General features: G+C 66.9%; 27 protein-coding genes and 1 pseudogene. 21 read left to right on the forward strand and 7 right to left on the reverse strand.

From position 1 onward, the window contains the following. Positions 1-25: 25 nt before the first annotated feature. A complete protein-coding gene (locus ACFWZH_RS23750) occupies positions 26-457 on the reverse strand; it encodes a GNAT family N-acetyltransferase (protein WP_384434595.1) in 432 nt (143 codons plus the stop codon). 190 nt (positions 458-647) lie between these two features. On the opposite strand from ACFWZH_RS23750, the gene ACFWZH_RS23755 reads away from it, so the two are divergent. From ACFWZH_RS23755 to ACFWZH_RS23780, 6 genes are all read left to right on the forward strand, one after another. Further along, positions 648-1,154, forward strand: coding sequence for a hypothetical protein (locus ACFWZH_RS23755; protein WP_384434597.1), 507 nt, complete (start codon positions 648-650; stop codon positions 1,152-1,154). Continuing rightward, positions 1,133-1,381 (forward strand): hypothetical protein, encoded by a 249-nt coding sequence (locus ACFWZH_RS23760; protein WP_384434600.1) that lies wholly within the window; start codon positions 1,133-1,135, stop codon positions 1,379-1,381. The genes ACFWZH_RS23755 and ACFWZH_RS23760 overlap by 22 nt, the downstream gene beginning before the upstream one ends. Positions 1,382-2,043: 662 nt before the next feature. Next, positions 2,044-2,955, forward strand: coding sequence for a hypothetical protein (locus ACFWZH_RS23765; protein ID WP_384434603.1), 912 nt, complete (start codon positions 2,044-2,046; stop codon positions 2,953-2,955). A gap of 142 nt (positions 2,956-3,097) precedes the next feature. After that, complete coding sequence (locus ACFWZH_RS23770; protein ID WP_384434606.1) at positions 3,098-3,865, forward strand: TIGR04255 family protein; 768 nt, start codon at positions 3,098-3,100, stop codon at positions 3,863-3,865. An 8-nt stretch (positions 3,866-3,873) separates the two neighbouring features. Beyond that, a complete protein-coding gene (locus ACFWZH_RS23775; RefSeq protein WP_384434608.1) occupies positions 3,874-4,734 on the forward strand; it encodes a hypothetical protein in 861 nt (286 codons plus the stop codon). A gap of 145 nt (positions 4,735-4,879) precedes the next feature. Continuing rightward, positions 4,880-5,263 (forward strand): VOC family protein, encoded by a 384-nt coding sequence (locus ACFWZH_RS23780; protein WP_384434610.1) that lies wholly within the window; start codon positions 4,880-4,882, stop codon positions 5,261-5,263. A 40-nt stretch (positions 5,264-5,303) separates the two neighbouring features. On the opposite strand, the gene ACFWZH_RS23785 is transcribed toward ACFWZH_RS23780, so the two are convergent. Together ACFWZH_RS23785 and ACFWZH_RS23790 are read right to left on the reverse strand one after the other, a co-directional pair. After that, on the reverse strand, positions 5,304-6,299 hold the full coding sequence (locus ACFWZH_RS23785; protein WP_384434613.1) for a nuclease: 996 nt from the start codon (positions 6,297-6,299) through the stop codon (positions 5,304-5,306). A gap of 279 nt (positions 6,300-6,578) precedes the next feature. Next, the gene (locus ACFWZH_RS23790; protein WP_384434616.1) at positions 6,579-7,559 is read right to left on the reverse strand and encodes a helix-turn-helix transcriptional regulator; all 981 of its coding nucleotides are present in this window, start codon (positions 7,557-7,559) and stop codon (positions 6,579-6,581) included. Between the two features lie 128 nt (positions 7,560-7,687). Here ACFWZH_RS23790 and ACFWZH_RS23795 point away from each other — a divergent pair, with 128 nt between their 5' ends. Both ACFWZH_RS23795 and ACFWZH_RS23800 read left to right on the forward strand, forming a co-directional pair. Further along, positions 7,688-8,428: an NIPSNAP family protein gene (locus tag ACFWZH_RS23795; protein ID WP_384434619.1), complete on the forward strand. Its 741-nt coding sequence runs from the start codon at positions 7,688-7,690 to the stop codon at positions 8,426-8,428. 88 nt (positions 8,429-8,516) lie between these two features. Then, positions 8,517-8,887 (forward strand): annotated as a pseudogene (locus ACFWZH_RS23800) (IS5/IS1182 family transposase); the annotation flags it as partial. A gap of 8 nt (positions 8,888-8,895) precedes the next feature. On the opposite strand, the gene ACFWZH_RS23805 reads toward ACFWZH_RS23800, so the two are convergent. Further along, a complete protein-coding gene (locus tag ACFWZH_RS23805) occupies positions 8,896-9,423 on the reverse strand; it encodes a hypothetical protein (protein WP_384434622.1) in 528 nt (175 codons plus the stop codon). A 335-nt stretch (positions 9,424-9,758) separates the two neighbouring features. On the opposite strand from ACFWZH_RS23805, the gene ACFWZH_RS23810 reads away from it, so the two are divergent. From ACFWZH_RS23810 to ACFWZH_RS23825, 4 genes are all read left to right on the forward strand, one after another. After that, the gene (locus ACFWZH_RS23810; protein WP_384434624.1) at positions 9,759-9,986 is read left to right on the forward strand and encodes a hypothetical protein; all 228 of its coding nucleotides are present in this window, start codon (positions 9,759-9,761) and stop codon (positions 9,984-9,986) included. 244 nt (positions 9,987-10,230) lie between these two features. Beyond that, positions 10,231-10,620, forward strand: coding sequence for a VOC family protein (locus tag ACFWZH_RS23815; protein WP_384434627.1), 390 nt, complete (start codon positions 10,231-10,233; stop codon positions 10,618-10,620). A 367-nt stretch (positions 10,621-10,987) separates the two neighbouring features. After that, positions 10,988-11,197 (forward strand): helix-turn-helix domain-containing protein, encoded by a 210-nt coding sequence (locus tag ACFWZH_RS23820; RefSeq protein ID WP_384434630.1) that lies wholly within the window; start codon positions 10,988-10,990, stop codon positions 11,195-11,197. 1 nt (position 11,198) lies between these two features. Then, positions 11,199-11,771: a Clp protease N-terminal domain-containing protein gene (locus tag ACFWZH_RS23825; protein ID WP_384434633.1), complete on the forward strand. Its 573-nt coding sequence runs from the start codon at positions 11,199-11,201 to the stop codon at positions 11,769-11,771. Between the two features lie 115 nt (positions 11,772-11,886). Here the strand turns inward: ACFWZH_RS23825 and ACFWZH_RS23830 are convergent, their stop codons facing one another. Continuing rightward, positions 11,887-12,243 (reverse strand): hypothetical protein, encoded by a 357-nt coding sequence (locus ACFWZH_RS23830; protein ID WP_384434636.1) that lies wholly within the window; start codon positions 12,241-12,243, stop codon positions 11,887-11,889. Positions 12,244-12,908: 665 nt separating this feature from the next. Between ACFWZH_RS23830 and ACFWZH_RS23835 the strand changes: the two genes are divergently transcribed. Together ACFWZH_RS23835 and ACFWZH_RS23840 are read left to right on the forward strand one after the other, a co-directional pair. Beyond that, on the forward strand, positions 12,909-13,460 hold the full coding sequence (locus ACFWZH_RS23835) for a hypothetical protein (protein WP_384434639.1): 552 nt from the start codon (positions 12,909-12,911) through the stop codon (positions 13,458-13,460). 12 nt (positions 13,461-13,472) lie between these two features. Continuing rightward, on the forward strand, positions 13,473-13,862 hold the full coding sequence (locus ACFWZH_RS23840; RefSeq protein WP_384434642.1) for a VOC family protein: 390 nt from the start codon (positions 13,473-13,475) through the stop codon (positions 13,860-13,862). A gap of 249 nt (positions 13,863-14,111) precedes the next feature. Here ACFWZH_RS23840 and ACFWZH_RS23845 read toward each other — a convergent pair whose 3' ends face one another. After that, the gene (locus tag ACFWZH_RS23845; RefSeq protein ID WP_384434645.1) at positions 14,112-14,606 is read right to left on the reverse strand and encodes a MarR family winged helix-turn-helix transcriptional regulator; all 495 of its coding nucleotides are present in this window, start codon (positions 14,604-14,606) and stop codon (positions 14,112-14,114) included. 52 nt (positions 14,607-14,658) lie between these two features. Here ACFWZH_RS23845 and ACFWZH_RS23850 point away from each other — a divergent pair, with 52 nt between their 5' ends. After that, positions 14,659-15,357: a TIGR03086 family metal-binding protein gene (locus ACFWZH_RS23850; protein WP_384434648.1), complete on the forward strand. Its 699-nt coding sequence runs from the start codon at positions 14,659-14,661 to the stop codon at positions 15,355-15,357. Positions 15,358-15,770: 413 nt separating this feature from the next. On the opposite strand, the gene ACFWZH_RS23855 is transcribed toward ACFWZH_RS23850, so the two are convergent. Beyond that, positions 15,771-16,241, reverse strand: coding sequence for a MarR family winged helix-turn-helix transcriptional regulator (locus ACFWZH_RS23855; RefSeq protein WP_384434651.1), 471 nt, complete (start codon positions 16,239-16,241; stop codon positions 15,771-15,773). A gap of 139 nt (positions 16,242-16,380) precedes the next feature. On the opposite strand from ACFWZH_RS23855, the gene ACFWZH_RS23860 reads away from it, so the two are divergent. The 6 genes from ACFWZH_RS23860 to ACFWZH_RS23885 all read left to right on the forward strand — a co-directional run bounded on the left by ACFWZH_RS23860 (position 16,381) and on the right by ACFWZH_RS23885 (position 20,361). Beyond that, the gene (locus ACFWZH_RS23860; protein WP_384434654.1) at positions 16,381-16,755 is read left to right on the forward strand and encodes a DoxX family protein; all 375 of its coding nucleotides are present in this window, start codon (positions 16,381-16,383) and stop codon (positions 16,753-16,755) included. A gap of 200 nt (positions 16,756-16,955) precedes the next feature. Beyond that, positions 16,956-17,564: an ester cyclase gene (locus ACFWZH_RS23865; protein WP_384434657.1), complete on the forward strand. Its 609-nt coding sequence runs from the start codon at positions 16,956-16,958 to the stop codon at positions 17,562-17,564. A gap of 254 nt (positions 17,565-17,818) precedes the next feature. Then, on the forward strand, positions 17,819-18,388 hold the full coding sequence (locus ACFWZH_RS23870) for a suppressor of fused domain protein (RefSeq protein ID WP_384434660.1): 570 nt from the start codon (positions 17,819-17,821) through the stop codon (positions 18,386-18,388). Between the two features lie 316 nt (positions 18,389-18,704). Next, positions 18,705-19,211, forward strand: a complete 507-nt coding sequence (locus tag ACFWZH_RS23875) for an AAA family ATPase (RefSeq protein WP_384434662.1) — start codon at positions 18,705-18,707, stop codon at positions 19,209-19,211. Positions 19,212-19,271: 60 nt separating this feature from the next. Next, a complete protein-coding gene (locus tag ACFWZH_RS23880) occupies positions 19,272-19,772 on the forward strand; it encodes a hypothetical protein (protein WP_384434665.1) in 501 nt (166 codons plus the stop codon). Positions 19,773-20,043: 271 nt separating this feature from the next. Beyond that, positions 20,044-20,361, forward strand: coding sequence for a hypothetical protein (locus ACFWZH_RS23885; protein ID WP_384434668.1), 318 nt, complete (start codon positions 20,044-20,046; stop codon positions 20,359-20,361). Positions 20,362-20,409 lie beyond the last annotated feature (48 nt).

Consider the following 20,409-nt stretch of genomic DNA (forward strand, 5'->3'; position numbering starts at 1 on the left):
GCCGTAGTGCACAGGTGACGACTGGTCAGCTCTTCCTCATCAGGCGGTACATGCCGATCGAGTCGTGTACGGCGGTGTCGGCGAAGCCGAACTTCTCGTAGAGGAAGCGAGCGGACCCGTCCGCGATGAGCGAGACGTAGGCAGTGGCGGGGGCCCGGCGCTCCAGTTCGTCGGTGAGTGCGGCCATGATGCGTTGGCCGAGACCGCGTCCCTGGTGTGCGGGTTGCACGCACACATCGACGATCTGGAACGCGGTGCCACCGTCACCGATGATTCGCCCCATGCCGATGGGCTTGCCCTCGTAGTAAAGGACCACGCCGTACCAGGTGTTGGGCAGGGCGAGTTCGACCGCCTCGGGGGCCTTGTCGGAGAGCCCGGCTTCGGTGCGCAGACGGCGGAAGACCTCGCCGGTGGGTACCCCCGCACGCAACTCGTAAGGACCATTGACCTCATTCATACGTTACACGCTACAAGGTGCGGTGCGGCCGGCTGCCACGTCCTCGATCACCAGCCCTGGCGTCGCACGGACCAGCCGCACCCCGTTCTGGCGCTCACCGTCCCTCGCAGGCAGGGGCCGTGGCGACGTTAGAGGCGGGACGGCTCGGGCAGGCGGTGACGAACGCAAGTACGAGGAATGGGAGTTGTTCGTGTTACACCGGAAGCCCCTCGTCGCCCTGGTCGCAGCAGCCTGCGCGTTCACGGTCGCCACAACGACGGCCCTGGCCAGCCCTGGTCCCATCCGAGATGGCAGCGGCGCGGCTCACATAGTGGACGACAGCTTCACCACGCTGGCGTCCCCGGGAGGCGAGGACCCGATTCTGCGGGCGGGGAACGCGAAGTTCGGGCTTGCTCACATCAAGCAAGGGGGAAAGCACCACGACAAGCCCAGCCACCCCTACGACGCGGCAGCCAAGAAGAAGTGGCAGCTGGCCTTCTACAACAGCATCTGCGACTCTCTCGGCAAGTACTACACCCTGTACTGCCACCCCTATAAGCAGGGCTCGCTGAAGCGCACGATGTGTGTGTTCGTCGATTACGGTGACTACACTTTCCACGGGCAGAACATGGGCCAGAAGGGCATCATTACGGCCTACTGGACCAAGGGACAGAAAGGCCCGAACGGACGCGACTCATGTCTGACGAAGGACGACTGACGGGTTCCCCTGCTCCCCGGCGTTTCGTGCCCGGCGACCAGGTCACGCCGCGGGAGGCAACAGATCACCCGGAGGACCCGGTCGGCACGGTCATGACGCGAGTCTCCACCGGTGAGCTGCTGGTGGCCTTCCCTCTGGCCGGCGGCGAGATGTATCTCGACGAGGAACTCGACCTCGTCGAGCCTGCCCCGCCGGGTTGGACACCACCTCCCCCAGCCACCTCGTAGGCAGGTGGAGGCGAGACAAGCGAAGCGATGGACCTCAGGTGCCGTTGCCCGTCATTGCGGGTAACGGCACCGCGGGTCCGAGCACGAGCCCACCCCCGACACCGCGGATGCCCCTGACCGCCGCACTCGACCATCTCGTCGCTGCTGGCATTGCGGCGTCATGGCCGTACGCCCCCGCGAAAGAAGACGTCACGTGGACCCTGACCCGCTGCCAAGAGCTCCGCGATGACACACGACCGACACACGACCGGTAGGTGGTCGCGGCATTCCTCGCGGCGTCGCTTTGACGCATGGTCAGATGTCGGCGCCTGTCGCAACGTGACAGTTCACCGCGCCAGTCGTTGACTCACGGACGGGGCAAGCCCGGTGCAAGTCCGGTGACGTTCCGTCGAGTTGGGCCTCTTCCTCACTGCGCCAAAGCGGCCGTCTGGAGGGCGAGAGCCCTCACTCCAGAAGCGCCGGACGAGCCCGAACCGGCGATCGAGACAACGCGATGGTTGGTCACATCATTTGATGATCTACGAGAGTTGTCGGGAATGGTTACGCCATAGGACCACATCCCTTATTGTGACTCTGCGTACTCCTGGCGTTACGGGGGTGCTGGGGGTTGTGATCCAAGGTCCTGACTTCGCCTGACGAAGCAGCGTGCGATCGGGGGTGTCATGGCGAGCTTTGTCGATGACGGGATGCCGTCAGCTCGCGAAGAGTGGCCACAGGGGACTCTGGAAGGGCTGGAGCAGTTCAGTCAGGGCGATGTCGTACCGAGCCCCTCTTTCGTCTACTTCGGCTCGGCGGGTGCGCCGCTGATCCAGACGTCGAAGCGGTACGGCCAGTCCCTCTCCGCGGACATGCCCATGATGGTGGACCCGGCTGACGCGACACCGTGGGCGATGATCACTTCCGCGACGTGCGATATCGCCGAGCCTGATGTCGCCCGGCCCAAGAAGCCGTTTGTCCAGGTGGCACCCGTCGTGAATCTGGACTACCTGGATGGCGGGCAACGCGGGCACATCATCAACGGGAACATGGTGCATTTTGTGCACCTCCCGGCGCTGCATCTGCACTCCCCCGGCTTCTGGGTGGCCGACCTGCGTTTCGACCAGCCGGTGGAGAAGAGCTGGCTGGCCCGACAGAGCCCTGTGCGAGGCTTCGGCAGCGAGGCCGAACAGGAGGTTGTGGGCGAGGCGCTCTCCTGGCTGAGGCGGCGGCCGGCCATGGGAAGCGCGTTCATCGAGCATGTGCAGCAGCCCGTGAACGACGCCCTGGAAAGCCTGCGCCGGAGCGACAAGGCGCTATGGAAGACGGTTGACCGCGAGATCGCCGAGTGGGCCGTCGACAGTGACAGCCGCCTTGCGCCGACCCGCGTGGAGATCGTCCTCCTTTCCGGCACAGACGACCCGAGTGACGAGTGCGTGCGGTGGTGGCGGGAGACGGTGGACCGCCTCCGAGCCTCGGCGGGGAAGGCGCTGATCATCGCAGGTCCCGAGTTCAAACGACTGAACGAGATCACCGTGACGGAGTACCGGGATCTGACCGTGCTGGGGAAGCCGCACCGCAGCCTGAGCAAAGGGTAGCCGCGCACCTGCAAAGAGTCACCAAAGTGTCCTGTTTTGTGTTGACAGGAAGAGACCCCCGCGAGACAGTGAGGAGTGCAAGTTCGTGAAAGTTGCCGCTGCAAGCCAGGGGAGAGCTCGCTTCGGGGAGCGAGGTGGAGATGTGACAGGCTGGCTCACCGGCACTCCGCACGACCGCCCTCTCAAGCGACCGCCCGTGGGGTTGGTTGTCTGCCAGATCCGGCATGAGACGGAATATGCAGCAAGCTCCATTGAGCGGGCCGTCAGCATCAGGGACGCCCTGGGGTGGCAGGCCCCTCTCAGCGAACATGTCATTCAGGGCATAAACGTCCAGGTCGACCAGCACGTCAGTGTGCGCCCCAACACGGACCCCTTGGCCCGAGGCTGGCGGATGCAGAACGGCGCCTGGCTGGTCACGCTGCAAAACGATCACTTCGCGATCGAGACTACGGAGTACCCGGGATGGGCGGAGTTCTCCGCCACACTGGGCCGGCTCGTGAAGGCCGTACAGAAAGTCATCTCGCCGCGGGTGGAAAACCGAGTAGGCCTGCGCTTCGTCAATCAGTTCTCGCATCCCGATGTCCACTCCCCACTCGACTGGAGACGCTTCATCGGTGAGGAGATCTTCCAGGAGAAGCTCTACAGCTCGGTGGGCCCGTCGATCAGCGCGGCGATGCAGGTTATGGAGATCCAGCCCAGTCCCGAACAGAGCCTGGTCGTCAGGCACGGCTTCCAGAAGGACGAGAGCACAGGCCGGTTGACGTACATCCTGGACAACGACTGCTCACGCCAGGGAGCACGCCCGTTCGGGTCTGCATCGATCATGGAAACAGCGGAGGAACTTCACATCTCAGCACTTCGCGCCTTTGAAAAAGGGACCACGGAGGCCCTGCGCGACTTCTACTCCTAGGGGGAACGATGGGAGACGCCACGGTGGTACTTGAGGCATTCTCCGGAATCGACCAGACGCCGGTCGGCAGACCGCTTCTGGAAGGGGCGACACCAGGCAGCCTGCAGCCGGCAGCAGAGGCTGCGGCCCAAGTGACCGAGAACCTCACCAGTGTTCTGGAGGCTCAGGCTCGCTCCGGCTGGCTCATGGCCTATCTGGACATGTGTCGACGAACAGTCACCAGAAGCGAATGCCTGACGCAGCTGCTGGCGCCACGCCCGCTTCGTGCATGGACCACCACAGTGCACGAGGAGACAACGCTTCTTCCGGCCCTGGAGCTGTCTGCCTGCGCAGCTCCCGTGCCCGTGACCGTCGCCGTACCGCCGACCGAATCAGCTGTCGAAGAGACCCCCTTGCCGCAAGACCGAGCCACACGAGCCATCGCAGCAGTCAACGACATCGCAGGATGGCTCGGAGTCAGCGAGGCCGAAGCCGCACAACTGGCGGGCGGCTACCGCAGGTCCTTGTACAACTGGAAGAACGGCATTCAGCCCTACGACGGCCCCACCTTGGACCTCTTCGAGACGCACGCATTCGTCGCCTCGCTCGTCAGCGCGCTCGGAAGGACGGAGGCACGCGAGTGGCTTGAGACCAAGCAGGCAGGCACCCCGCGCAGAAGCATGCTCAAGGATGCCGAAGGCCGCCGGAAGCTTTCCAAGCTCGCCAAACCGCTCCTCTACCCCTCCCCCGCCCCAGCACCCCGGTGGGAACCGATCGAGGGTCTGCATCCCACTCCGCCTCCCACTGCTGACGCCGAAGAGCGTGAGGCCCAACGACGTCCCGTGCACATTATTGCCCCGCCACCACCAACCAGGGCTGACGAGCAATAGAGATTGCCAGCGATCGGCAGGCCTCCAAGCCGACTTGGAGGTCTGTGGCGTTTCTCGAAGGTGCCGCCAGGAGCCTGAGCCACGTGCACGGAGACAGAGCACAACTCGGTGGCGTTTGGCGTGGAAATCAGGAAGGCTCACGCACATGGTCTCGGTATTGCAGAACGTGGCGATCGACTGTGCGGATGCCTACGAGCTGGCTCGGTTCTGGAGCAGTGTGACGGGCCGGCCGCTGCATCCGGAGGACAGACCGGGTGACCGGGAGACTCAGGTGCTGCTGGCGGAGGGCCCAGTGCTGTACTTCAACCAGGTGCCCGAGACCAAGACGATCAAGAACCGGATCCATCTGTGTCTGCGGCCTGAGACCTCGCGCGATCAGGAGGTCGAGCGACTACTGGGCCTCGGTGCCACCTTTGTCGCCGATCACCGGAATCCCGATGGTTCAGGCTGGGCAATCCTCGCTGATCCCGAAGGCAACGAATTCTGCGTTCTGCGCAGCGCGTCCGACCGGGCGACCATGAATCCCTGACGCTCACGCGCCGCCCTGCGAGCAGGCGATCTCGGCGTTCTCAGCGCGTGCGGCTACTGCTTCCGGTGAGCCGTCGCGACGGTGTCAGGTTGAGATGGCCGATGGCCTCGTTCACGTCCTGGGGCCAGAGCCACAACCGGTAGATCGGCGGGACCCGGAAGTAGTCCTCCGGACCGTGTAGTTCACGATTGCGCATATCTGCGCAGTACCGCGTCCGCCAGGAGAATGCCTCGTCGGGCTCCAGCTTCTTCCCCTCGGCCTTCTTCTTCGTCACCCCATGAAGCTTTTCGAGGGCCCGGTACTCGTAGGCGAGCAACGTGTGGGGGTCCTTCCAGATCTTCTTCTTGTCCTTGACGGCCTTGTCGGCGGCCCTGAGGAAGAGGGGCAGGTCGAGTTCGCCGGGGATGGAGGGGTAGACGACGAAGGGCGCCGCCCATCCTTCGGCGATGAGATCGAGGTTGAACGTCGGCCTCTTCTCCCTCGGAAGGGTTTCCAGTTCCTTCTTCGAGTAGTTCGGCGCGATGTAGGCGAGCAGGCGGTTGTTGTCGTCGAAGAAGTCATCGGCGGTACGGATGAAGATGCCGCGTTCCTTGCCTGGGTCCCTGCCCTCGGCCAGCCTCTTCTTGATGTTCTCCGTGTTGAACGTGGCTGCCTCCGTGCCCTGGCTGAACTGCAGGCTGCCGGCGTTCCCCGTCTCGATCTTCGGCAGCAGGAACTCCGCGAGGTCGTCGGAGATGGGTGCGATGCCGTCCCGTATCCACGCGGCGAGTTGCTTGAACTTCTCGTCGACCTTCTTGGCCCCCTCGGCGGTATCCGCTGTTGTTTCCGGAGTGTCGACGGACAGCATGCGGATGGGCATCTCGACGTACGGCGTGTCCCCGTCGTGTACGTGGGCCAGGGCGCGCGAACCCAACGACGGCAGGGATATCCCGGCAGGCGTCCACAGGATCTCTACAGGGTCGGTCACTGGCTTGTCGTCCTTCCCAACGATTCGCCTCCGGTCCCCCGGCCTCCGGCTTCTCTCCCACAGCGTCACGCCGTGCACCGCACGCCGCAACTTCGTCCGAACGGGCACGGCGTCGGCGCCTGACCACCGACGCTCCGGGACACCAGGCGGTACCGCACAAGGCCGGCTGCCCCACACACGCACAGCTCGGACGGCGGTCAAGCCGGCGGCGGTGCGACGGTCAAGTGGGCGTAGCCCACACGGGTGACTGCTGGTGGGCGCGGCACACGGTGGAGTCCACCCTGGCCGCACTTCGCTTCCCCAGCCGGAGACCCCGGTCACCACGAACGCCGAAGGCACCTCCTGGCGTCAGTGGACTTCGTAGGCCCGGGCGAGTACGCCCACGGTGGCGGCCATGGCCTGGCGCAGTTCGGCAGGTGAGACGACCTCGACGTCGATACCGAGCCGCAGCAGTTCCCCGCAGGCGTGGTCAATGCTCTCGATCGGGATGGCGGCCTCGACCCAGCCGTCGTCCCCGACGGCTGTCGCGGTGGAGTCGACTGCCCGCACCACCTCCGGAGGGACGTTGTCGGGCAGGCGCCGGCGTCCCCGCGGGGACAGGCGGATGGTGGCTGTGCCCGTGTAGCGGCGGCTTTCGAAGTCGTCGAGGTAGGAGGTCCAGTACGCACCCAGGTCGAACCCCCGCGGCCGGTCGAACCGTTCGTCGCTGAGCACCGCATCGAGGACCTGGGTGACCCGGTAGGTCGCGATCCGACTCTCCGCGACGGCGGCCACGAGGTACCAGACACCGGATTTGAGCACCAGGCCGTAGGGACGAAGGCGGCGGTCCACCTCCTGCGGCACGCGCCAACGCCGATAGCGCACATCCACCGCACGCCGAGTGAGCAGAGCGTCGACCAGCAGGGGGAGCTGCGGCGTCTGTTCGGGTTCCCGGTACCAGCCGGGTGCGTCCAGGTGGAACACCGCCGCGGTCTGCGCGACTTCCTCGCGCAGTCCCGTCGGCAGCGCCGCCAGGAGCTTCAGCCGTGCCGCCGTCACCTCCGCCGCGAGGCCCAGGTCGGCGGCGGGCCCGGGCAGTCCGGCGAAGAACAGTGCCCGGGCCTCGCCCTCGCTCATCCCGGTGAGGCGGGTGCGATAGCCGTCGATCAGCTGATAGCCGCCCCCGCGGCCCGGCTCCGCGTAGAGCGGGACCCCGGCGGCCTGCAGGCGCGCCATGTCACGGTAGGCGGTCCGCACGGACACCCCGAGCTCGTCGGCGATCCCTCGGGCGGACATGCGGCCACGAGCTTGCAGCAACAACAGCAGCGACAGCAGTCGACCGGCAGACATGGGCGCATTCTCCTCGAAAACCCTGACAGCACGTGGCACACAGGTCCCCTAGCGTCGATCAGCGTCCGGCTCCGGCCGAACGGCCCGAAGCCCACGCCTGGAGAAGAACAGCGAAGAGGAGTTGCACCGTGTCCCCCACCGACCCCGTCGACCGCCCCACCGTGATCGAGCTTCGCCAGTACACACTGCGTCCCGGTCGACGCGACGAGCTGATCGAGCTGTTCGACGGGGAGTTCGTCGAAACGCAGGAGGAGACCGGGATGGTCGTACTCGGCCAGTTCCGGGACCTCGACGATCCGGACCGGTTCGTGTGGTTGCGCGGGTTCCGGGACATGGCGGTACGGCACCGTGCGCTGACGGCCTTCTACGGTGGGCCCGTCTGGGCCGAGCACGGTCCCCAGGCCAACGCCACCATGGTCGACTCCGACGATGTCCTGCTGCTGCGGCCACTGTCGGCCGGGAGCGGCTTCGCCGTCTGCCCGTCCGAGCGGCCCCAGGCCGGCACTCCGGCACCGGACCGCTTCGTCTGCGCCACCGTCTGGTCCTTCCCTCCCGGGCGCCCCGACGGCATCGCACTCGTCCGGGACGGTCTCCTCCCCGTGCTCCACAAGACGGGACCCGCGCCGCTCGCCGTCCTGACCACCGAGACCGCGCACAACACGTTCACCAGGCTGCCGGTCCGCACCGGAGACCACGTCGCCGTCGTCTTCACCTCCTACCCTGACGAGCAGGCGTACCGCCGGCACCTTGCCGAGGTACAGACCCATCCCCTCATACGGGACGAGGTCCTGCCCGGTATCGGGAGAGAACAGACAGCGGCCCCTCGGACACTGAGGCTGGCACCCACAGGACGCTCGCTCATCAAGTAGAGGACAGCGCTGAGGGGGAAGTAGAGGGCAGTGCTGAGGGGGAAATTGAGGGCAGTGCTGAGAGGGCACAGACCACATGGTCTGCGCCCTCTTAGACGCCATCGCCCTGACCCTGCTGGTACGCGGCATCCCGCCCATCCGCCCACGCCGCGGCCCGCGACGCCGCAGGCCCGGCAAACTGCACGGCGACAAGGGTTACGACCACCAGCACCTGCGGCGATGGCGCTGCTCCCGCGGCGTCCGGCACCGCCTCGCCTCGCCTCGCCTCGCCTCGCCTCGCCTGCAAGGGCATCGAGTCATCCCAACGACTGGGTCGACACCGGTGGGTTGGGGAACGGACCGTGTCCTGGGTGTCCGGCTGCCGACGCCTCATCGCCGCTACGAGCGCAAGCCGGAACACTTCCTCGCCTTCACCGCCATAGCCGCGACCTCATATGCCACCATCGGCTCACCAACTGAATGACGGCTCACAGTTGGTCCCCCATGCTGGCTGGTTCCGGAGGATGCGGCCCGCCACCGTCCTTGATGTCCTGCTCGCAGGTTCGTCCGTTGTGGGACTGGTCATTGGGGATCAATAGCACTCCGGCAACCTGCTCAGGGTGCTCGACGGCGAGCCATTCGTCGCCCGTGAGGTCACCGTCCGGCCCGAACGCCTGGGACGAATAGACCCTCTGACACCCCAACGCCACGCGCTTCTTGTCGACCGCGCAGGCGTCCACTGCAGGGCCGGATCTCTCGTCGGCACCGTCAAAGCGGTAGTCGAAGTGGACCTTGTCACCTTCGGCGGGCACCTGCGGGTGGGGCTCAAGGCGCCAGTCAACGACCTCGGCGGTGACGCCGAGAGACCGGCCAGAGGTGCCCTCGACCTGAACCCTGACACCGGCCTCACCGCGCTCCGCAGTCGTGTCGGTGCAGCCCCAGTGGGAAGAGCAGCCGGATAGAGCGAGAATCACCAGAGCCAACGGAGCGCCAGCAAGTAACCGTGCGGGGAACACTCAGGTGACCTCCAGTCAGGGTGGAGCGGAGCAGTTTATCCGGGGGCACGGCACCTGTGGGTGGTAGCGACGAGCGCCTGCGGCGATGAATCCTCGCCTTCATCGGCATCGCCATCAGCGCAGGCCAGGAGTTCACCGGCAGCGGGCGCAATTCCGGGCGTCGGTCCGGTGGATTCGCCGGTCAGGTCATTACGACTTCCGGGCAGGTAACCACGCCCTTACAGTGTGCCGTCGATAGGGCGCGGTGTCGGATCTCGGAGCGGGGCGGAAGATTTGGCGACGCAGGTTGCGCCTGGCATGGTCATCTGCCGACCGGATGCCAGAACCAGAAACAGATGGTGGACATCAACAACAAGTTGGCCAAGGAGGACCCCATCGGGTCCTCCGGGTACGACAGCGACACTCCGGTGATTCCGCTGCTCCAACAGCTGACGACGCTGACCGAAAGGGCACTGAACCAGCCCCACGTCCCCGCGCCGATCAAGACCGCCCTCCAGAAGCAGGCCGAGGACCTCAGAAGGAAATCGATCTCTATAAGCAGGATGGCGGCTGATCGAAAGTGAACCTTCAGCTCGGCCTGAAGCGCAGCCCGAACATGGCCTGCGTCGACTTCGTGGCGGATCTGGCGGAGCACCGGACTTCCAGCTGACGCATGTGCGAGGGAGCGCCCGAGCCGCCGTGCTCCAGGCCCCCTAACTCGGCGCGACGACCTGACAGTTGGGGCGACGCGGCGCGATTACAGGCCTCCGCCCAACGGGACGGCACAGCAGAACACTGTCACCACCCTTGCGCGGCTATCGTCAGTAGATGACGACTCACTTACGCCGCCTCACCATCCCGGCCCAGGATCCTGCAGCACTCGCCCGGTTCTGGGGCGGGGTGCTGCTCCGCCCGGTGATTAACGGCAGTGACGGCCTTCACCTTCAGTTGGTGGAAGGGAATGAACCGCAGGCTCTGTACTTCACGCAGGCGGCATCTCAGTCGGCTTCGGACGGCGGTCCGTTCCTCAGCGTCGGGGCACTCTGCGGCAGGCTCGCCGAGGAGGTCGCACGGCTCGTCTCCCTCGGGGCCGTGCTTCTCGATACCTCCGTCGACGATACCCGGCCCACGATGATGGCCGACCCAGAAGGTCATCAGTTCATGGTCGAGTTGAGTGAGGAGGAGCTTATCGACGGCGAACTCGGCCACGCGCGGTAAAGCGCCTTGTCTCGACAAAGGTGTTTGTCACGACGCGAGTCGAGAGTGGCGGCGAAGTTGTCTGCGTTGGTCAGAGCAGAGGCAGTGCTGCGGGCGTCAGGGCGGCGACTTCTCGGTCTACCTGACGCGGAAAGGGGCCGGCCGGTGCGTGTCCCTTCGGCCCGTTCCTCTCACCAGTCTTGAAGTGGGCAATCAGCGATAACAGACCGAACAGAGCAGAAGGGCCCTGCCCGCACCGCCGGTTGTTGCCGCGGCGAGGTCGCCGCGGCGTACCCGCGGACAGGGCGGGGCCGGCAGAGCACTCCTCCCCACCCCGCCCGTCAACCGCGGTTGACAACGGCTCTCGCGTCAACTTAAGTTGACAAGCATGACCGAGGCAACCGATCTCGCCCAGCGAGCAGGGGACCGTGACCCGCGGGTCGGGCTGCGGGCCGTGGCCGCGTTGCGGCGACTGCTGGAGCAGCTTGAGTCCGTACAAGTCAGAAGTGCCCGGAACCAAGGCTGGTCGTGGCAGGAGATCGCCAACGAACTGGGCGTCAGCAGGCAGGCTGTACACAAGAAGTACGGGAGGCATTGACGTGTTCGAGAAGTTCACCAGGAGCGCACGCGACGTGGTCAAGGGCGCGATCAGCCACTCCGGGCGGGCCGGGGCCACAGCAGTCACCGAGGAGCATCTACTGCTGTCGCTGCTTGACGCGGAGGGCACCACAGCCTCCTCCGCCCTGGCCTCGCTCGGCGTGGATCGGCGCCGCGAGGCCCTGGCGGGAGCGCTGCGGGAGGCCCGGCAGCGTGGCGGGATCTCTCGGGCGGACGCCGAGGCGCTGGCCGGCTTCGGTATCGACGTCGACGAGGTCGTCGCCCGTGTCGAGGCCACCCACGGACGCGGCGCCCTGGCCGCCGACCGCGCGACCAAGCGCTGGCGGCCCGCAGGACATCGCCCCTTCACCCCCGAGGCGAAAGCCGTGCTGGAGCGCTCCTTGAAGGCCGCGCTGGCCCGCGGCGACCGGCACATCGGCGACGAGCACATCCTGTTGGCGCTTGGCGCCCACCCTGGCGTGGTGGCGGACGTGCTCGCCGAGTACGGAGCCGACCAGGCCGAGGTCGAGCGCGTGCTCGGGGACGGCGGCCCAGGGCGGGCCAAGGCGAGCTGAGCACAGCACGGGCCCTCGGTGGTACGCGCGATGGCCGATCCATCACCACCGCGTCACCGCCCACACCCCGCTCAATACCCAGCGGTCGCGGCACCTCCGCCGTCCACGGCATGAGTCACGATCCGACTCGTCCTCGTCGTATTGGCCGTGCTGCCGCCCCATAGGACAGGCACGTCGCCTGCCGCGTGGTTCTCGTATCGCCCGCTCCCACGTGTCGGCGCGCCGCAGCGCCCACCGCGGCGAGAGCACCGGCAGGCTCCGGGGGTGGTCCGAACCGGCACGCCACACCAGCACGCCGCACCGGTGCGCCACACCGGTGCGCCTCTGGATAGCGGCCTCGGCAGAGGCTGACGGCGCCGCCTCGGGCGAGGTTCGAGGCGAGGGCGTCGTCGCGCGCGGTGCGGACCGCGGCGGCGACGGGTTCACCATCCACGATGACGACGCGCAGGTCGCGTCCGTGTGAGGGGGCCACGTACTCCTGGAAGAGCAGGGCATGTCGGAGGCAGCGCCGTCAGCCGCCTGACGCAACGCGGGGAGGTCCGGGACAAGGGACACCTGCCTGCCCAGGTAGCCGTTGACGGGCTTGACCACGCAGGGCACGTCAAGGCCTGGGGTGCGGACGACGCTGTTCAGCGGTGCCGTGGCGTAGGAGAGCGATGCGGGCACCGGAAGGCCGGCCGCGGCCAGTTCTTGCAGCTGCCAGAACTTGTTCCGGCAGGTGATCTGCGATTCGAGCGAGTTGAGGAGCACGCTCCCCATGCGTGCCAAGTGGCGCAGGAGCGTCACTTCGCGGTCGTGGTGCATCGAGCCGGGTACCTGTCGTACGCATACGACCTTCGGAGCGGGCATCTTCTCTCCGCCCAGGGTGCGCAGGCTCAGCCGCCCGTCACGGACGCCGAGGAGGAGCTCGTCCGTGTGCCAGACGGCGAAGCGCACCAGGACATGACGACTCGCCGGACGCGCCCTCGGCCGAATCCGCGGCGCGCCGCAGTGCCATTCGTTCGATCAACGTCTCGACATCGGCTGGGAGCGTTGCGCAGACCTGTTGCGATGCGAGTTTGCCCCCGGCGCTGGATCGCGCTCGCCTCCTGCGAGCATGTCGCCCGTACCGGCGGCTTACAGGAGAGGTGGAGAGCCGTGGAGACGTTGGTGGACGAGGCCGTCACGGAGGTGCTTCGCGGCGGGGACGGAACGACGGTCCGTCTGTACGTAGCCGCCTGCGCCGAACGCATGGCACCGCTGTTTGTGGGACTGCGGGTCGGCGCGGCGGGCCGGGATGCCGACGTGGATTTCTACGCGGAGTCCGTACGCGACCTTTGGTGTGCCGACCGCCCGCTCTCCGACGCCGCGGAGCGCGTACGTGCGCTGGAGCGGTTCCGCGAGCTGCAGCCGCGCGACGAGGAGGTCACCGACGTAGCCGGCACCTACGCCTTCTTCGCCGCCCTCGTCCTGCGTTACGCCCTGCTGACCAACGGCTCCGGGAGCCCCGCCGACGCGGTGTCCTGCGGCCACGCGGCGCTCACCGCGATGGGGATGCTGGACCAGAACGTGGTCGACGCCGGCTTCCGTGCGCAGGAGCATGGGCTCCAGGCCCTCTCGGTGTCCGGCGACGCCGCTGGGCTGTGGGAAGCGAGTGTCGAGGCGGGGCGCGAGCGGTTCCGCACCGTGCTCGGCCGTACCGTCGGCTGAGAGGATCGGGGCATGGCGGACTCACCTATGCGGATCAATGCCCTCATCGTCGATGCCACCGACCCCGCGCGGCTTGCCGCGTTCTGGTCCGAGCTGCTCGGCCGGCCGGTCGTGGGCCGCACGGGACCGTACGTCTGGCTGCGGCGCGAGAACGGCCTGGGGCTGGGGTTCCAGCGGACCGCCGAACCCAAGTCCGGCAAGAACCGCATGCACTTCGACATCGCCTCTCCCGATCCGGCCGCAGAGCAGCAGCGGGTCGAGGCGCTCGGCGGGCACCGGCTGGAGCAGTACGCCGACGGCGGGTTCCTGGTGATGGCCGACCCCGAGGGCAACGAGTTCTGCATCATCCCCGACGGCCCCTTCGAACTCGACGACGAAGGGCGGGCGAACTACCTAGGCTGACCGGCAATCCCGACTGAGCCCAAACCCATCGACGACTCCCGCCCCCTCTTCCCCCCCCCGCAGACGGCCTCCCAAATCAGCACCGCGGTCAGCCAGCCGGTCGGTCGGTCCGTCCATCCATCCATCCTCCTCCGACTCCCTGACGGCCGAAGCCGCCCCGCATACACGAGGTCGTCACGCCTGTCTGTCTCTCTGGTCAGGGCCCGGGGTAGGGGCAGAGGCAGAGGCAGGGGTGGGTCCAGGCGAGGGTTACGGCGAGCCCCGCCCAGCCTTCCGCGACGTCAGTTCCGGCAGCTCGGACAGTGTCTGCAGCGCCTTCAGGAAGCCGGCTCGGTCGGCGGCCGGCAGTTGGGTGAGCAGTTGCTCCTCGCCTTGCTGGATCGCGGCCTGTACCGCGTCCCGCAGCCGCCTGCCCGCGGCGGTGAGCGACAGCAGACGAACCCGCCGGTCCTTGGGATCCGGCTGACGGTGAATCAGCTCCCGGGCCTCCAGGTCGTCGAGGACGGGGATGATCCGGGTCTTGTCCGCCCGGATGGCCTCGGCCAGCGCCGCTTGCGTACGGATCGGTGACTCGTCGAGGTGCAGCAGTACCGAGTACGCCCACATCGTCAGACCGTGCGCGTCGAGGATCGGCTGCTCCGCTGCCATGAGCGCACGGCCCAGGGGCACAATCATCGCCGCCAGATCGGGACGGGTCGGCCGCCCCTTGGATGTGGTGCCGCTGTCGGCTGCGTTCTCGGCCATGGTCAAGAAAATACCTGTTGACAATTCATGTGCCCGCGCAGATCGTAAGCGCATGCATATGAATCACGAAGGCGTGTCCGCACCGCACGCGGACTTCGCGCACCTGAGGCGTCTCCATGCCCAGGCGGTCCGGGACAGCGTGAACCTGATACGCCGGACGGTCCCCGGCGACCTCCTCAAGCCGACGCCCTGCTCGGCGTGGGCACTGTCGGATCTGCTCGCCCATATGACGGCCCAGCACCACGGGTTCGCGGCGGCGGCGCTCGGGCACGGGCAGGACCTGTCGTACTGGTCGGTCCGACCGCTCGGGGACGATCCCGTCACGGCATACGTCGACGCGGCCGAGCACGTCATCGCCGCGTTCGCGACCCTGGAGAGCCCCGACCGCGAGTTCGCGCTCCCCGAATTCACCCTCGCCCAGACCTTCCCCGCCGCCCGCGCGATCGGCTTCCACCTCATCGACTACGTGGTGCACAGCTGGGACGTCGCCCGCACCCTGGGCCTCACGTACGCACCCGGCTCCGAACTCCTCCAGGCCGCACTGCCGATAGCCCGCGCCGTCCCGGACGACGACTCCCGGCTCGCCCCAGGCAGTGCCTTTCGGCCGGGACTGGCCGCCGACGACAACACCGGCACCCTGGAGAAGATCCTGGCGGCACTCGGCCGCTCACCGGACTGGCGCACCCCTCTCCCCCACGACAGCCACACCGGCCTGGAGCGCGGCGCGACCGCCGGCGACACCACTGACTGAAGACCCCTTTACGCACTAAAGGCCCTTTGCTGAAGGTCCCTACGTCCCTCCACACGCGCCGAGCCGACCGAGAGCACACATCACCGACGCCCGCCCATGGCCCCGCCCTGCGCCGGGAGGGGCCCGCCATCCGCTCGACGAAAGTCCGTCGCCCGCACAAGATCTGCCGGCAGATGCACCGACGCCCCCTCAGAGAGAGGACATCGCCGCGTCCGACGCTGGGCACGTCAGCGGGAAACCGCAGGTAGGAGCCGTGAATCCGGCTGGACCACGTTCCGCGCTTCGCGCTCCACGCACGAGGCAACCATCGCGGCGAACATGCGCGTCAACGCGCACTGTCACTGTCGCGATGCTGAGCCGACCCTCGTAAACATCCCGCTCCCGCCGCGCCCGCCGAGCTCGCTCGCCGGGACTCAGGGACCGTCGGGACCGATGGCGTGGTTGATGCGGCGACCGATCTCGCGCAGTTGCTTCTGCTGGGCCTTGGTGAGGGGATCGAACACCAGGCGGCGCACCTCCGCGACATGACCGGGGGCAGATTCCACGACCTTGCCCCAGCCCTCGTCGGTGAGGACCGCGAGGGTGAAGCGGCCATCGGCCGGATCAGCCGTGCGGTAGAGCCAGCCCTCCTTCTCCAGGCGCTTGACCGCATGGGAGAGCCGGGAGAGCGAGCCGTCGACGAAGTCGGCCAGGGTGCTCATCCGCAGTTTGCGCTCCGGGCTCATGGAGAGCCCGGCCAGGATCTGGTACTCGAAGTGGCTGATCCCCGCGTCGCGCTGAAGCTGGACGTCCAAAGCGGCCGGAAGCCGCACCGCGGTGCCGACCAGGGCCAGCCACGCCGCTTGCTCGTCGTCGTCCAGCCAGCGGGGCTCATCTGCGCTCATGCCCCCACTTTAACTTGAGCACTCAACCCAGACTCCCACCCCCATGGCTTGAACGTTCAAGAGATATCACTTGACGATTCAAGTTTGACCGACCTAAGGTTGAGTTGAATCTTCAACTAATTGCACGAAGGAGCCCCCCGTGAACATCACCTTGTGGATCATCACGAGCATCCTGGCCCTGGCCTTCCTCGCGGCCGGCCTGATGAAGGTCAGCCAGCCGAAGGAGAAGCTCGCCACCTCGGGCATGGCCTGGGTCGAGGACTTCTCCCCGAGGTCGGTCAGGGCGATCGGCGCCATCGAGGCACTCGGCGCCTTGGGGCTGATCCTCCCGGCCGCGCTTGACATCGCGCCGACCCTGACGGCCTGGGCCGCCCTCGGGCTCGCGGTGACCATGCTGGGCGCCGCCGTCGTACACCTGCGCCGGAAGGAAGCGAAGGCGATCCCGATCAATGCAGCACTGATCCTCCTGGCCGCCATCGTGGCTTGGGGCCGCCTTGGTCCCTACGCCTTCTAAGCCCCCTACGGGCCGCAACCCCGCGCGGCCGCCAGGGCGACCGACCAGCCCCGTTCCCGCATCAACCCCACCCCCACCCCCGCCACCGCCACCGCCACCGCCACCGCCGGCGACGCATCTCCATGTGGTTGAAAGTTCAATAACCCTTCCGCGGATCCCCCTTCCTCTCCCCAGCGTGATCTTGTAGACAAGGAATCGACATGATCGACCGCCGCAACGTCCTCCGAGGCGGAGGCGCCGCCGCCCTGGGCGTCCTCGCCATCACCGCGGTAACCAGCGGAACCAACCTGGCAGCCGCAGCCACGGGCAACCGGGAACTGCTCGGCGACCCGGCCTCGACCCCGGAGGCCGAGTCGCTTTGGCCGGCCCACCTGACCGATACGGAGCGCAAGCACCTTGAGGTCTTCGACGAGCTGGACTTCGTCGTCTACTCCGGTCAGAAGTGGGACCGGCTCGCTGAGAGCCACGCACAGAACATCCGCGTCCACTGGCCCGACGGTCATTACACGGACGGCATCGACCGGCATATCTCCGACATGAAGAGCCAGTTCGTCTGGGCGCCGGACACGCGCATCACCGAGCACCCGATCCGCATCGCCAAGGACAACCTGACCTCGGTGACCGGCGTCATGCAAGGCTCTTTCACGCGTCCCATGCCGGACGGAAAGGGCGGCTTCATCCAGCCGACGGGCAAGAAGTTCTCCATCAACATGGCCACGGTCGGCATCTGGAACAAGTACGGAGTGATGGAGGAGGAGTTCCTCTTCTGGGACAACCTGACCTTCTACCAGCAGATCGGCCTCGCCTGACCCGCGCGTGGCCCAGCGGCGCGGGACCGCCGGGCCACGCAGATGCGCCTGAGGCATCGCCGCCACCAGGTGCGGCGAGCGACGAACTGCTTCCCCCCACACGCAAGGTGTCCTGCCGCGCCAGCACCTCGCCGTCGTCCGCCACCTCCGATCGCCATCTCCGTCCGCCACTTCGGTCCGTTACGCACGGGCCGCGGCAGGCGTACAGGTGCCCTGCTCGTCAGGGAAGGACAGCGGTCGTGCAGGCTATGGGTGTGGCCAGTCGTGTGGAGAAGTACCTCGCTCATCTTGATCACCTCTCAGGCGGCGTCGAGCCCCTTTTCTTCCCGGTGGAGTCGACCAAGCCGGGACTGCCCGGAGTGACGACCGTGGTCTACCAAGGCATGCCGGAAGACCTGCTCACCGCGCTCACCTACGGTTTGTCGTTGGCCGAGCATCCGGAATGGCGGGATGGCACACCCGAACTCTGTCTGAGCGTCCGCTCGACGGAGACCGCCTGGGCCCACGCTGCGGGCTTCCTCGCCGAGGGCCTGCGGGGATCCTGCCCGTTCAGTTACGGCAACATCATCGACTTCGGCGAACCTGTTGCGGCGGAGTCCGACATGACGGCGTTCTGCGTCTTCGCTCCTTCCGTGCTCGACCGCGAGGACTATGTCGGTATCGACGTCGGCCCCCGGGGCCATGAAGGCCACGACACCATTAACATCCAGGGGCTTTACCCGATCCACGAAGCCGAGCGACAGTTCGTCACCGAGCACGGCCTCGAAGCGTTCTGGCGGCTTGAATGGGATCCGTACGACGTCCGGCGGGCGCCCGTCGCGTGAGGCTGCCTGCCTTCCGCCGCACTTGGTCCCCACTTGGTCCCCACGTGGCCCCCACCTGGTCTGGCGATTGCTTTCCGCGTCCGTTTTGCGCGACCAATCAGGCGGTGCGAATGGGGCGTTGCGCCCTCTGCCATGAGTCAGGTCGGCAAGGCTCGTTGTCTTGAGCGTCCAAGATCTGGAGGCAAGGGCCGACTGCTCAGCTCGTCGCCGTGCCACAGCGGGGCTCCGTCGGTCTTTAGGCGGCCGGGGCGATGAACCGATCAGGCAGACGGATTTTCCTTCGCCGTCGGCGCTCGGCGTGGTTAGGGTGACAGCCGTGTCGACTCTCTTCCTCACCTGCGGACTCCCCGGGGCCGGCAAGACCACCCTGGCCAGGCGCCTTGAGCAGGAGTGGTCGGCGCTTCGACTGACGGCTGACGAGTGGCTGCACGATCTCCATCCGGCGCTCGCCGGCGATGCGCTCGACGCCCTGCGGGACCCCGTCGAGCGGGTGCAGTGGCGCGTTGCCGTACGCGTTCTGCAGACCGGCGGGAACGTGGTGCTCGACTGGGGGCTGTGGACCCGGGAGGAGCGCGACCGCTACCGGACGGAAGCCCAGGCCCTGGGGGCACAGGTGGTGCTGTGCGTGCTCGACCCGTCGCTGGGCGAGCTACGAAGGCGGCTTTCCGAACGCAATGCGGCTCTACCGCCGGGGACATTCCACATCACGGAGGAACGGCTCGCGGACGCCCTCAGGTGGTTCGAGCGGCCGACGCCGGAGGAGCTGGCCGAGTTCGAGCCCACTGCGATCGGCAATCTTGCTGGTGGCCATTACCAAGTCTGAGCCGAGAAGGCCGGAGGGAGACGTACGGTGGCTGTCCCATGGGGACTTTTGATATCTACCGTGGGAGGCATCGCCGCCACGCTCGTGGGTGTCGTCGCGGGCGGTGTCGTGGGACGGCGCGGCCAGAACCGCCAGTGGCTCCAGGAGTCGCGGACGGCCGCGTACGAGAAGTTCCTCCAGGCCTTCGGCGCTGTGGAGATGGAGCTCCGCGAGGCATTCGTCGACAGACGTGTGCCCGCCGTCGACTGGGAGCCGTTCAACGCCTCTCTGCAGTCGATCTCCCTGGTGGCAAGCCAGGATGCCATGACGGCGGTCAACCAGATCTGCGACGTCATCGAGGAGTTCACCATCCTGTTCCATGGCCGTCAGCCGACGGATCTGGAAGAGCTCCGGCCGATCCACACCGAACTGTGCGAGGCGCACGTGAGGTTCGTCAACGCGGCCCGTCGCTCCCTCGACCCCTTGCAGGAAAACCTCATCCGGACCCAGGGCGGACCGTCACCGTGGCACGGGGTCGAGTCCGTCTGGGCTCGGGGGGAGAGGCGTCCAGGACGCGTATAGACGCGGAGTGACGCGAAGGGACGCGAAGGAGCGCGGATAAAGGAACGCTGCAAGGCGGCGTGATGCGACGACGCCGGCCGCCACGACGGCGAGGGGCGTTTGCGGCGCGGCATCTCGCGGGAGTCTGGATCCGGCGTGACGCTCCCAAGGCGACGCCTCCGCCGACAGCGCCATCACCCTCGCGCTCGCCAGTTTGCTCACGGCAGGCCGAAACCTCGTACACCTTCGGGCGCACACACCCCCTGCCATACAAAAGAGAGCCGGTCACTGAATGCCGATCCACTTCAACGTGTACGGCCTTCGCGAGAAAAATCTCAGCGAAGCTGAAAAGCTTATATCCAACACCCTGGAGGTGGAATTTACAGCACGCGAAAGCTCCTTCAAAGGAGGAGAGTACTTCTCACATCGGGATTCCAATCTTGAGATCACGATTGAGTCGAACTTCGCGGACGACGAAGGCATCCTCTCCGTCCCGGAATTCCCCCAGTATCCGACGCTCATCTTCGTCGGCTACGTCACCTCGGAAGTAGAGCGCCGACTGAACGCACACGGTGAGATCGACCTGCTTCGCACCGAGGCAGTCGAGTAGCCATCGACGATTCCGCAGAGCCCACCCACGGGTCTGCGGCACCTCTCC

The sequence above is a fragment of the Streptomyces sp. NPDC059008 genome (genome assembly GCF_042749045.1).
Taxonomy (GTDB): domain Bacteria; phylum Actinomycetota; class Actinomycetes; order Streptomycetales; family Streptomycetaceae; genus Streptomyces.